Raw genomic sequence first — 12019 nt, 5'->3', positions numbered from 1 at the left:
CTCGACGTGGGGAGGGAAACGATGAGCGGACGCATGATGATCACGATCCTGCGCCAAGCGGCAAAGGGGGTACGGCGCACACGGAGCGATGTGCTGCTCACCTTCGCCGGCATGATCGTCGGCCTGACAGCGTCCCTGTTGATGGCGTTGCTGGTGCGGGATCAGGTGACCTACGGTCATGCCTTCCCCCACCATGAACGCACCTACCTGCTGTCCGGTACCCTGTCTGCACCCGGCGAGGCGCTGACGCCGCTATGGTCGACGCCGGCCCGCTTCGCTGAGTTGATGCCCACGGAGATTCCCGGTGTGGAGGCCGTCGCTCGCCTGAATGAAAGCGGCATGGAGATCTTGCGGCGGGAGGATGCGGCCTTCCGTGAAATGATCGCCTGGGCCGACCCCAGCTTGTTCGAGGTGCTGCCCGTGCCGGTGGTGGCCGGCGATCCTGTCGCCGCCCTGACGGCGCCAGATGGCTTGGTGTTGACGCAATCGCTGGCGACCAAGCTGTTGCGTCCCGGGCCGCCGCTGGGGCAAGTGGTGCGCATGCGCGGGCTGACCTTCCGCGTGATGGCCGTGCTCGCAGACCAATTGCAGCACGGCCCCTTGCGCGACTTCGCCGCCTTCTTCCCCAATGGCAGCGCGCTATCCCCTCTGCGGCAAGGGGACGACGCCAACCGCGTTTCCACCGCGACCCCCAGCACCTTCCAGCAGGTCTACACCTACTTTCGCATGCGGGCCGGAATATCCACGCCGGCGACGGACGCCGCCCTTGCCGCTTTCCTGACCCGCCAAATGCCGGCCGATGACAGGGCGCGGGTCACCTTGCGGGCTCTTCGTGTGGACCGTATCCAGCTGGACCCAGAACTAAACGGCAACCGCCGGGCCCAACTGTTCGTCATGCTGGCTATCGCATCCCTGACGCTGGCCATCCCCTGCATCAACTTCGTCACCCTGGCCACGGCCCGCGCCTCCCGCCGGCGGATTGAGGTCGGCATCGCTAAGATGGGCGGCGCCCACCAGCATCACCTGACGGCGCAATTCGTGCTGGAAAGCATCCTCCTGGTGGGGCTGGCCATGGTGGCGGCCATCTCCCTGACCGAGTTGGTCTTGCCGGCGGTGAACGGCACGCTCGGCATCCGCATGACCTTGGACCTGACAGCGCCGGATGTGATGGCCATCATCCTCGGCTTGGTGCTGGTTGTCGGCGTCCTGGCCGGCCTCTACCCGGCCCTTGTCCTGGCGGCCCATCGGCCGGCCGCCGTGTTGAAGGGCGGTGGTGCCACCGTGGACCACTCCACCGCAATCCGCCAGGGGCTGGTGGTGGGGCAGTTCATGCTGCTGATCCCGCTCTTGAGTGTCACCTTGGCCGTCCACCGCCAGCAAGACCTGCTGACCCATGCCCGCTTGTCTTATGATCCATCCCAGGTCGTTGTGGTGGAGGGGGTTTGCCGGCCGGGCATCCGCGACCGTCTGGCGGCCGTGCCGGGGGTTCGCACCGCGTCCTGCGCCGGCATGGAAACCTTGATGCCAGAAGGTGTTCCCATTGTCGCCAGCGCTCCCGGCGGGGTAGAGAAAACCATCAGCACCATGCGGGTGGATGCCAGTTTCCTCCTCCTGTTCGGCATCCCGCCTCTTGCGGGACGCCTGTTTGACGCCGAGCATTCCCGGGAAACCGCCGACACCATCCTGTTGAACGAAACCGCCGCCCGCGGCTTGGGCTGGTCGCGTCCGGAGACGGCCGTGGGACAGACCATTCGAGTGTCCGTCGCCGGAGAGAGCGGTTCGCCCGCGCAGGTCGTCGGAATCATCCCAGACTTTTCCATGGGCAGCTTGGAGGACAAGGTGCCGCCGATGCTCTTCCAAATACGGGGAGCACAGCTGGAAGCGCAGGAAAGTGGCCTGATCTACCTGAAGCTGGCGGGCGGCGATCCCCACGCCGCCCTGGCCGGGATCGACGCCGCCCTGCGCGCCGATGACCCAGGCATCCCCGTCAGCCGCTTCTTCTTCGACGAGCACCTCGCCATGCTGACCCGGGTCATCCGCACGGAAACGCAGATCTTCACCCTGTTCAGCGTGGTGAACCTGCTGATGGCCTGCGCCGGCATCTACGGCCTGTCCGCCTTCACCGCCGAACGGCGCACCAAGGAGATCGGGGTGCGCAAGGTCTACGGCGCCTCGGTCACCGACATCGTCCGCCTGTTGCTGTGGCAGTTCGCCAAGCCGGTGCTGCTGGCCGGCATGCTGGTCTGGATCCCCACCTATCTGGGCCTGCGCCGCTGGCTGGAGGGCTTCGCCACCCATGTCGAGGTCGGGCCGCTCAGCCTGTTGGCCGCCACCGCGCTGGCCCTGGTCATCGCCGGCCTGACGGTGGCCGGCCAGTCCATGTGGGTGGCGCGGGCCAAGCCCATCCGCGCCTTGCGTTACGAATGACGCTCACGCCCAGACGGTCATGATCAGCGCCAGGCTGACGCCGGCGATGAACAGGCTGGCCAGCGCGCCCAGGGCCAGGGGGGCGACGCCCTTGGCCGCCATACGGCCAATGTGGGTGTTGAGGCCCATGGCGGCCAGCGCCAGGGTCAGCAGGCTGGTGGTGACGCCGGGTGCCCAGTCCTTCACCACGGCGGGCACCAGGTGCAGGCTGTTCAGCGCCACCAGGGCGACGAAACCCAGGATGAACCAGGGCATCGGCACCGGCTGGCCGGCCGCCCCCTCGCGCCGCCGGCGCAGGGCGCCCAGGCTCAGCACCAGGGGCGCCAGCAGGGCGACGCGCGACAGCTTGGCCACCGTGCCGAACTCACCCGCCTGCTGGCCCGACTGGAAGGCCGCTGCCACCACCTGGGCGATCTCATGGATGGAGGCGCCGGCCCACAGGCCCGCCGCCCGGGGGGCCAGATGCAGGGCGGCCCCCAGGGCCGGATAGCTGAGCATGGCGATGCTGCCGAAGACGGTGACGCAGGCGACGGCGTAGGCCGCGTCCTCATCATCCGCCTGGGTCACGGTGTTGACCGCGACGATGGCCGAGGCGCCGCAGATGGAGGTGCCGGCGGCGATCAGCTCCGCCAGCGGCGCCGGCACCCCCAGCCAGCGGCCCAGCGCCTTGGTCGCCACGAAGGTGGCCACCAGGCTGAGGGCGATGATGGCGACCCCCACCGGCCCGACGGCCGCCACCTGGGCCGCCGTCAGTTGCAGGCCCAGCAGCGCCACGGCCAAGCGCAGCAGGCGGCGCAGGACGAAGCCCACGCCGGCCTGCGCCGCCGCCGGCATACCGACCGTGGTGCGCAGGGCGATGCCCACCACCACGGCCAGGATCATGGGGCTGAACAGTGCCAGGGCCGGCACGCGGTGCAGGGCCAAGCCGGCCACCGCCGGGACCAGGCAGTACCCCAGACCCGGAACAAGACGCCCGGCGGCGGACAAGGCGGGCCAGCGGACGGCGGGGGCGACGGTATCGGCGGTGTGAACCATGATCATCGGTCCTGAGGTGAAAGGGGCGAGGCCCTGTCCGGACCCCGCCCTTTTAACATCGCCGTCCTGTAATAAATCATCCAACAGATTGTTCCGCTGACAACAATCTGGATTACAGATTAATCAGTGGCGCCCCAGCAATTGCTTGTGAAAAGCGCCAAAGGTGGCCTCGGAGCACCCATGGCGCCTAAAGCGGCGCGAGGCCTAGACCACTGAGGACGGCCCCCACAGGTACGCGTAAGCCCTGATCCCCACACCAGGCCACCGCCGGGGCCTGATAAGGCGCCGTCACTCGACGGTGAACTCCCGGTACGTCAGGACGCCCACACAGACTAAAGCGGCCAAGAAGCAGCCCACAGCGAACAATATCGAGCCCAGCCAGCACATGACGAACATGGCAAGCAGGAATGCCGACGCCGCGGCGATCAACCGCTTCCGGATGGCGGTGCCGTGGCTGAGAGACTCGCGAAGTGCCCGCACCATCTACCCCTGTATCGTGACCTGACCGGCACTATCCGCCCGCCAGCCGGGAGCGGCAACCGGAAACGCCGCCGCCTCTTGTGGCCAACGGCGCGCCGTCTTCGGGGGCATCGCCCTAGCTGCTCTTGGCCCGGCCCTTGGCCACCACCTTGCCCTTGGCGTGGGCGTGGGCGTGGGCCTTGGCATGGGCCTTGGCGACGACATGCTTGCCGGCATGGGCCGCGGCGAGGCGCTGGCGGGGGGCGTGGGCGACGGCGCGGCCCCGGCGCTGCACCGGCGCCACCGCCACCTGCACCCGGCGCGCCCGGCCCGCATGGGCCAGGTGGCCGGTACCCCGCGCCCGGGCCACCCGGGTCAAGGGCCGGCCGGCGGCCAGTGCCACCAGCTTCGGATCCGTGTCGCGATTGGCGAAGGCGTTGTCCAGCAGGGTTTCCATCAGCTTGTCGCGGGTCTTGGCGCTGCTGCCCCCGAAGACCACGCCGAACAGGCGGCGGCCGTCATGCACGGCGGACGACACCAGGTTCGAGCCGGAGGCGTTGGTGAAGCCGGTCTTCATCCCGTCCATGCCCGGATAGCGGTACATCAGGCGATTGTGGCCGGTGAGGTGGCGGCCTTCGAACTCGAACTCACGGGTGGCGAAGTAGTGGTAGTCCTGGGGGAAGTCGCGGTGCAGGGCCATGGCCAGGCGCGACATGTCGCGGGCCGTGGTCACCTGCTCGCGGTCTGGCAGGCCGGACGCGTTGCGGAAAACGGTGTTGGTCATGCCCAACTGATGGGCCTTGTCCGTCATCATGCGGGCGAAGACCTGCTCGCTGCCGCCCGCCAGGGCCTCGCCCACCACCGTGGCGCCGTCGTTCGCGGAAATGACGATCATGCCCAGGACGCAATCCTTGACGCTGACCGTCTGCCCAACCTCCAGGCCCAGCTTGGTCGGTTCCTTGTTGGCGGCGTTACGCGACACCGGCAGCTCATCCTCCCAGTGCAGGCGCCCCTGGTGAATGGCCTCGAAGGTGAGGTAGAGCGTCATCATCTTGGTCAGCGACGCCGGGTGGTTCTCCTCGTCCGGATTGACGGCGTTCAGCACCGCGCCCGTGCCGCCATCCACCACCAGCGCCGCGTAGCCCGCCTGTGCCGGATGGCTGGCCGCGAGGCCGACAATGACCGCGCCCAACGCCGCCACAACGGCCCCCAACCGGCCCAAACCGCGCCGTGCCAACCCAATCGCCCCCTTAAATCCCACCGTGCCGCTCCTCTCGCCCCTAGGGTTCAGAAATACTGTCCCTAGGGGTAGAAGATTCGACGGAATCTGTCCAGGTATTGGGTGCAACAAAGATGACGCAACTAGATAAAGCGGATTTCACCAGGCGGTGGCGCCGCCGTCGATGGCGAAATCCGCCCCCGTGACCCAGGTGGATTCATCCGACACCAGGAAGGTGACCGCCCAGCCGATGTCCTCGGGCGTGCCCAGACGGGGCAGCATGATGGCTTCCTGCACCGCCTTGCGGAAATCCGGGTTTTCCAGCGGCTCCCGCGTCGCCTCGGTCACCACCAAAGCCGGAGAGATGGTGTTGACCCGGATGCCGTGCGGGGCGCCCTCCATGGCCAACTGGCGCGACATGGCAAGGACCGCGCCCTTGCCGGCGCAATGCGCCAGCGCGGGGGAGTTGCGCAGCGCCCGGTAGGCGTTGGCGGAGGCGAAGTTGACCACGGCCCCGCCGCCACGCTTGATCAGGTGCGGCCACGCGGCCTTGCACGCCAGGAACACCAGGTCGACCTCCCCCGTCAGGGTGCGGCGCCAATGCGTTTCGTAATCCATGTCCTGCAGCCAGACGAAGGCGCCGAAGGCCGCCGCGTTCACCAGGATGTCGATGCCGCCATGACGATTCACGGCATGGTCCATCAGGCGGGTGACATCGGCCGGATTGGTCATGTCGCAGGGGTGCAGGCTGGTCATGTCCAGCCCCTCCGCCGTCGCCTCCGCCACGGTGGCCGCCGCACCGGCGGCGTTGATGTCACAGCCCACCACCGTCGCCCCGTGGCGGGCCAACATCAGGGCCGTGCCCCGGCCGATGCCGGCGGCGACACCGGTGATGACCGCGACCTTGCCCGCCAAACGCGAGGACAGCATGGAACCTCCCTAACCGTTGTTTTCGCTTACCGGACCCAGTGTTAGCGAATGCGACGGCCCCGATCAAAGCAGCAATCCCGATACCTGACATTGGCGGCGCGGGTTATGGTTCACCGCCTGGGGGCGGCAACGGTTATGAGCCTGATCGTCGTCGGACAAACGCTCTGCTCGCTGGCCCTGGACCATTTCGGCATCCTGGGCCTGCCCCAATATGCCGCCAATCCGGCCCGGCTGCTGGGCGCCGGCCTGCTGGTCCTGGGTGTGATGCTGGTCCGCCTGTGACCGTCGCCGGACCAGCTGCCGGCTTCATCAATGCTAGATATCAAAAACCGTGATTTTACCGCCCGCCCTCCATGCCGGTAGTTTATCTGCGGCATGGTTCGGAGGCTGGCGGGAAAGCCCGCCCCGCCCATGGCCGGAGGAAAACAAACGGGCGTGGTACGCCCGCCCCCAAGGGAGGGTGATTAGACGTGGCTTCCGAAAAACGGCCGAACGGAAAAAGGACGGCTGGCGCCGTGCAGGGAATGTCGCTGCTGCTGCCCTGCACGATGTCGGTGATGGGCGTCGTCGTGCTGGCGCCGGTGCTGCCGCAGATGCTGGAGCATTTCAAGGACATGCCCCAGGCGGATTACTGGGTGCCCATGATCCTGACCACGCCGGCGCTGTGCGTCGCGCTGTTCTCCGCCCCGGCCGGCTGGCTGGCCGACCGCTTCGGCCGGCGCCAGCTGCTGATGCTGTCCATGTTGCTGTACGCGCTCTGCGGCGTCGCCCCCCTGGTGCTGGACAACTTCTGGCCCATCCTGGCCAGCCGCGTGGTCGTGGGCATCACCGAGGCCGCGGTCATGACCCTGACCACCACCCTGATCGGTGACTACTTCAAGGGGCATCAGCGCGAAAAGTGGCTGGCCCTGCAGACGGCCGTCGCCTCGGTGTCGGCCGTGGTGCTGTTCGTCGTGGGCGGCGCGCTGGGCAGCATCAGCTGGCGGGCCCCGTTCGCCGTCTATGCCAGCAGCTTGCTGTTGCTGGCCGGCATCCGCTTCTTCACCTGGGAGCCGGAGGAGACGGAGGACGTCATCCAGCATCCCGAGGCGCACAAAGGCGTCGCCTTCCCGTGGGCGCGGCTGGGCGGCATTTGCGCCATCACCATCTTCGCCTCCATCCTGTTCTATACGGTGCAGGTGGACCTGGCGCTGGCCTTGACCAACCGCGGCATCACCGAGCCGGGCACCATCGGCTGGATGACGGCCGTGGCCAGCCTGGGCGTGCCGGTGGGCACCCTGGTCTTCCAGCGGGCCGCCAACCTGCCGGTGGCGGCACTGCTGCTGATCGAGTTCGCCATCAGCGGCGTCGGCTTCACCGGCATGGCGCTGGCCACGGAACACGGCTGGCTTCTGGCCTCCGTGGCCCTGAACCAGTTCGGCTGCGGCATGATGCTGCCCACCCTGCTGACCTGGGCGTTGCGCGGCCTGGCCTTCGAGATCCGCGGCCGGGCCACCGGCCTATGGCAGGGCGTGTTCTCCGTCGGCCAGTTCCTCAGCGCCTTCGTCGTCACCGCCCTGTCGCATCAGTTCGGCGACATCTTCAGCGCCTTCCTGGGCCTGGGCATCGCCAGCGGGGTGGCCGCCGGGTTGGCCCTGGCCGGCATCTTCCTCAGCGGCGGCCGCACCCCGGCCTCCCTCAACGGGTCAGCCGCCACCGGTCACTGACCCCGGTTCGATGGGGCCCCGGTCCGACGGCGCCCCTGCGATACCTGGGTGACCGCGACATCTACGTGAATGGGGCGGCTGGCGACAGCCGCCCTTTTCATGCCCCCAGAAGATCGGCCACCGCCTCGCCGATGGCCAACGACGAGGTCAGGCCCGGGCTTTCGATGCCGAATAGCGTGACCAGGCCGGGCAAGCCGTGGACCTCCGGCCCATCCAGGCGGAAGTCGGGCTGGGCTTCGCCAGGCCCGTGGATCTTGGGCCGCACGCCGGCATAGTCCGGCACCAGCGCGCCGTCCGGCAGGCCGGGCCAGAAGCGCCGGATATAACGGTAAAAACCATCGGCACGGGCCGGATCCACGCGATAATCGGGCGCATCGACATATTCCAGATCCGGGCCGAAGCGCGCCTGGCCGCCCAGGTCGCGGCGGTAGTGCACACCCAGCGCCCCCGGGATGGGCGGCGGGTAGACCAGGCGGCGGAAAGGCGCGCGCCCGTTCAGCGCGAAATAGCTGCCCTTGCCATAGTGCGCCTGGGGAATCAGGGCGGGGGGAAAACCCTCGATGCGCGCGGCCACATCCTGGGCCGACAGGCCGGGCGCCGTCACCAGCAGGCGGGTGGTGACGGCATAGGGATCGCGCCCGCCGGTGCGCACGGTGAAACCGCCACCGTCCCGGGGAGCGACACCCAGGACAGGCGTGCCGGTGACGACCACGCCCCCTTGCCCTTCGATCTCACCGCGCAGGGCCACCATGTAGCCATGACTATCGAACACACCGCTTTCCGGGGACAGCAAGGCCGCCACCGCGCGCAATTCCGGTTCCAGGGCATGCACCTCCGCCGCGCTGAGCCAGCGCATCCCCTCCACATCATTGATCCGGGCCTGGGTGGCGATCGCCTCCAACCGGGCCAGTTCCCCCGCTTCGGTCGCCACCACCAGCTTGCCGCACTTGTCATAGCTGACGCCGTGGGCATCCAGGAAGGGGTAGAGCAGACGGCGGCCGGCCACACAGAATCGCGCCCGCAACGATCCGGTGGGGTAATAGAGGCCGCCGTGCGCCACCTCGGAATTGCGCGAGGAGACGCCTTGGCCGATGGCGTCCTCCGCCTCCAGCACCGCGACGGCCAGGCCCCGATGGGCCAGGGCCCGGCCGCAGGCCAGGCCCACGGCCCCCGCCCCAACCACGATCGCGTCGAAATCGGCCGTCGCGTAAACGGCACCTGGGCCGGCCATGCCTTGCTCCCGTCCTTAACACATCGCCCCAAATCTGCCTGCGGGGCGGGGCGCTCCGCAATCCCGCGCGCGCGTTTGGCCATTCCAAACCTTTAAGATAATTGTCGGACACGGGGGCGGGGCGTATTACCTTGCCGAAGTTCGTTCACCTGCCGGAAACATCGGTGGGCCATAACGGCGATCTGTTTGGCGCGTGTGCTATGGGGTTTGGAGCATGAGGGTGAGCACGGCTTGCCGCGGCGGCCTTCGGGGTCAGGTATGAGCCCGGCGGAGGAAGAGCGCGCCCGCACGCTGACCGACCTGGTGGACCGGCTGTCGCCCGAAGCCGCCCGCAAGCTGTTCGAGGAGGTGGACGCGGCCCCGGACCAGAGCCGGGCGGTGGTGCGCCGCGCGCTGATCCAGAAGCTGAACGCCCAGCGCCAGGCCCACGCCCGCCGGCAGTTCACCCAGCTGTTCGAGCCCTTCCTGACCAGCGATCCCTGGCTGCTGCGCGACGAATTCCATTGTCCCGGCACCATCCATCCCCTGGATGTCGGGGGGCTGTGGTCGGCCCTGGCCGCCAAGCCCTTGGCGCCGCTGAGCCGCTCGGTGGATGAGACATTGTCCGCCCTGGCCCAGGAACAGCCGCTGTTCGTGGTGCTGCGCACACCCAAGGCGCTGGCCCTGCGGGAGGAACTGCGCGTGGCCGCCACGACCCGCCTGTCCCAGACCTTGCAGGACAAGGCGGCGACCAAGGATCTGCTGGAGGCGATGAACGCCTGGCGCCGGGCGGAGGCGACGCGCAAGGGCCTGGGCCTGGTTCCCCGGCCGCTGGCGGTGGCGGACCTGTCGCTGCTGTGTGTCCTGCTGGAAAATGGCAGTCATTATGGCCGTCTGGTCACCGGCCTGAATAACGATGACGACAGCACCGGCGCCAACGGCGCCGGTGCCGTGCTGTCCCACCAGGCGCCGGGCGTACCGGCGGCGCAGGCGGCGCAGCTGAGCCTGCTGATGCCGCTGGTGCTGTTGAACCGTCACCGCGCCTACCGGCAGATGAGCGGCTATCTGGTGCAGGGGCCGCCCGACTGGCAGCCGGTGCTGCTGTCGGCCCTGGTCCGCCATCTGGCCCGCACCTGCCAGGTTCTGGCCGATGAGCTGGGCCAGCTGGCGGGCGCCGGCGAGGTGGCCCGCCGTCCGCTGGTCGTGGCGTCGGACCGCCGCGAACTGCTGGAACGGGAACTGGTCCATCTGGACGAGCTGCTGACCCTGTTCGATGAGTTCGACCTGCTGCGCGACGGGCGGGAGGCCAGCCTGGCCCATAGCCATCTGGACAGCATGATCAAGAAGGTGGAGGGCACGCTCTATCCCTATCTCTCCACCCGCGTCTCCGTCACCTCCCATGCCAAGGGCCGCATGGCCCTGGACCATGCCGCCTTGGCCTGGGCGCTGGGCTACACCATGCGCTGGCGCAACACCCTGACCCGCAGCCTGCACTGGGGCACCCGCTACAGCGACTTCCGCGACCGGCTGGTGGAGGATTTGACCGACGCCTACCGCGCCGCCTTTTCCCGCACCGAAGCCGGCGACAGCCGGGAAAGGCTGGGCCAGGCGGTGCGCGCGGCCGAACTGTCGCAGGCGGTGGGCGCGGACCTGCGGGAAAGCATGACGCTGCTGGACCAGGGGCTGGTGCAGACCGCCACCGACCGTCTGCGCGACGCCACCCCCATCACCGGCGCTGAAAACGCCCTGATCACCACCTTGCTGCTGAAGGCGCAGGATGAACTACGCCGCACCCGGCACTGGCGCGACGCCAATCTGGTGGATTTCGTCACCCTGGCGGAAGGCCGCGGGCTGAAAGCTTAGAGTCTTTCCGGCTTTCGTTGAATCGCCGGAAAGACTCTGGGACCTGTTGACAAAGTCTGATTTGGGACGTGATCCTACCATTCGGATTTTCCTATCAATTGGCTTAGGCTGTTCCGACGCCCATCATGCCGGAGCCCACTTATGCTCAATCGCCTCCTTCCTCGGTCACTGAACGATGGTTATTACGGGTCACAAATCGGCCTTTGGCTTTTCGGCGTAGTTCTGTTCATTGAGGGGGGCATCGGGCTGAGATCTGCACTCCAGCCGCGCTTGGTCGCGATGGGTGCCGATGGCTTGCCACTAGACAAGTTCGATCCCGCCGCCGCCGCCGCAGTGGTCGCGCTGTTTGCCCTAGTAGGTTTGGCTCGCCTAGCAATCGCCCTGATGGGTGTGGTGACCCTGGCTCGTTACCGCGCCTTGGTGCCGCTCTTCTATCTCCAGCTGCTGTTCTTTCAGGTAGGCAGCAAGCTTCTGCTGACCCTCAATCCCATCGCGCGGAACGACGATGTCGGCAGCCGGAGCGGCTCCGCGATCATCTGGGGACTTACGGCTCTGCTGGTGGTCGGTTTTGCATTGTCGCTGGTGGGTGGACGCCGAAAATCTTGAGTTGCGGACCGCCAAAGGGCTTTCAAAAGTAGCCCCCCAGTTTTGGTCCCAATAATCCCGGACATCGGCGTGTAGAAGCCTTTCTTTGCCCGTTTCAGAACCAGAAAGATGAATCGGGGGCGGCTAGGGCCTATTGACAAAGTCTGGCAACCAAATGCGTGCGGCGGCTAAGCATAGAAAACCAAGGTAGGAGACGGCAGTTTTATCGTAGCGGGTGGCAATGCGGCGGAACTGCTTCAAGCGGTTGAACATGCGTTCGATGCGATTGCGGTCTCGATAGCGCCAGAAGTCACCGGACCGTGGTGCTGTCGATCATGTGCTGCCAGTTATCGGTCAAACCGAACTCCACCAGCGTTTCTAGGATCGCATCCCAAACGCCCTGCTCGGCCCAGCGCCGGAAGCGGACATAAACCGAGTTCCGTCGTGCGATTCACGGTTCACATGCTTCTATCTGAACCGATCGCACTCTAGAGCATCGAGCCTTTAATTGGACGCATATCCTGCGGCCTTGAGGTAGTTCCAGCATTCGTCGGGGTCGTAGAGGTCGCAAATGTTTCCGATGGC

Annotated in this window: 9 protein-coding genes and 1 pseudogene; 5 read left to right on the top strand and 5 right to left on the bottom strand. The window is 67.3% G+C overall.

Annotated features, from left to right (window positions below):
- Window positions 1-33 precede the first annotated feature (33 nt).
- On the top strand, window positions 34-2427 hold the full coding sequence (locus FHS74_RS05540; protein ID WP_184798326.1) for an ABC transporter permease: 2394 nt from the start codon (window positions 34-36) through the stop codon (window positions 2425-2427).
- Between the two features lie 3 nt (window positions 2428-2430).
- Here the strand turns inward: FHS74_RS05540 and FHS74_RS05535 are convergent, their stop codons facing one another.
- From FHS74_RS05535 to FHS74_RS05525, 3 genes are all read right to left on the bottom strand, one after another.
- A complete protein-coding gene (locus FHS74_RS05535; protein WP_246462942.1) occupies window positions 2431-3462 on the bottom strand; it encodes a YeiH family protein in 1032 nt (343 codons plus the stop codon).
- Between the two features lie 595 nt (window positions 3463-4057).
- Entirely contained in the window at window positions 4058-5158 is a 1101-nt protein-coding gene (locus tag FHS74_RS05530; protein WP_211106138.1) for a D-alanyl-D-alanine carboxypeptidase family protein, read from the bottom strand.
- 141 nt (window positions 5159-5299) lie between these two features.
- Window positions 5300-6070, bottom strand: coding sequence for an SDR family NAD(P)-dependent oxidoreductase (locus FHS74_RS05525; protein WP_184798322.1), 771 nt, complete (start codon window positions 6068-6070; stop codon window positions 5300-5302).
- A gap of 48 nt (window positions 6071-6118) precedes the next feature.
- On the opposite strand from FHS74_RS05525, the gene FHS74_RS30300 reads away from it, so the two are divergent.
- On the top strand, window positions 6119-6352 hold the full coding sequence (locus tag FHS74_RS30300) for a DMT family transporter (RefSeq protein ID WP_184798320.1): 234 nt from the start codon (window positions 6119-6121) through the stop codon (window positions 6350-6352).
- Window positions 6353-6594: 242 nt separating this feature from the next.
- Window positions 6595-7776 (top strand): MFS transporter, encoded by a 1182-nt coding sequence (locus FHS74_RS05515; RefSeq protein ID WP_246462957.1) that lies wholly within the window; start codon window positions 6595-6597, stop codon window positions 7774-7776.
- 97 nt (window positions 7777-7873) lie between these two features.
- On the opposite strand, the gene FHS74_RS05510 is transcribed toward FHS74_RS05515, so the two are convergent.
- On the bottom strand, window positions 7874-9007 hold the full coding sequence (locus FHS74_RS05510) for an NAD(P)/FAD-dependent oxidoreductase (RefSeq protein WP_184798316.1): 1134 nt from the start codon (window positions 9005-9007) through the stop codon (window positions 7874-7876).
- A 258-nt stretch (window positions 9008-9265) separates the two neighbouring features.
- Here FHS74_RS05510 and FHS74_RS05505 point away from each other — a divergent pair, with 258 nt between their 5' ends.
- A complete protein-coding gene (locus FHS74_RS05505) occupies window positions 9266-10849 on the top strand; it encodes a hypothetical protein (protein ID WP_184798314.1) in 1584 nt (527 codons plus the stop codon).
- 141 nt (window positions 10850-10990) lie between these two features.
- Window positions 10991-11455, top strand: coding sequence for a hypothetical protein (locus tag FHS74_RS05500; RefSeq protein ID WP_184798311.1), 465 nt, complete (start codon window positions 10991-10993; stop codon window positions 11453-11455).
- A 123-nt stretch (window positions 11456-11578) separates the two neighbouring features.
- Here FHS74_RS05500 and FHS74_RS30120 read toward each other — a convergent pair.
- A pseudogene (locus FHS74_RS30120) lies at window positions 11579-11734 on the bottom strand (transposase); the annotation flags it as partial.
- Window positions 11735-12019 lie beyond the last annotated feature (285 nt).

This window comes from Nitrospirillum iridis (genome assembly GCF_014205765.1).
GTDB lineage: Bacteria > Pseudomonadota > Alphaproteobacteria > Azospirillales > Azospirillaceae > Nitrospirillum > Nitrospirillum iridis.
The sequence above is the reverse complement of the archived record's forward strand: the minus strand, read 5'-3'. Positions and strand labels throughout refer to the sequence as shown.

Bases quoted from the DNA above. Each gene is read 5' to 3' on its own strand.
- FHS74_RS30300 (WP_184798320.1), top strand. From the start codon at position 6,119: ATGCGACGGCCCCGATCAAAGCAGCAATCCCGATACCTGACATTGGCG.
- FHS74_RS05510 (WP_184798316.1), bottom strand. From the start codon at position 9,007: ATGGCCGGCCCAGGTGCCGTTTACGCGACGGCCGATTTCGACGCGATC.
- FHS74_RS05500 (WP_184798311.1), top strand. From the start codon at position 10,991: ATGCTCAATCGCCTCCTTCCTCGGTCACTGAACGATGGTTATTACGGG.
- FHS74_RS05525 (WP_184798322.1), bottom strand. From the start codon at position 6,070: ATGCTGTCCTCGCGTTTGGCGGGCAAGGTCGCGGTCATCACCGGTGTC.
- FHS74_RS05505 (WP_184798314.1), top strand. From the start codon at position 9,266: ATGAGCCCGGCGGAGGAAGAGCGCGCCCGCACGCTGACCGACCTGGTG.
- FHS74_RS05535 (WP_246462942.1), bottom strand. From the start codon at position 3,462: ATGGTTCACACCGCCGATACCGTCGCCCCCGCCGTCCGCTGGCCCGCC.
- FHS74_RS05540 (WP_184798326.1), top strand. From the start codon at position 34: ATGATGATCACGATCCTGCGCCAAGCGGCAAAGGGGGTACGGCGCACA.
- FHS74_RS05515 (WP_246462957.1), top strand. From the start codon at position 6,595: ATGTCGCTGCTGCTGCCCTGCACGATGTCGGTGATGGGCGTCGTCGTG.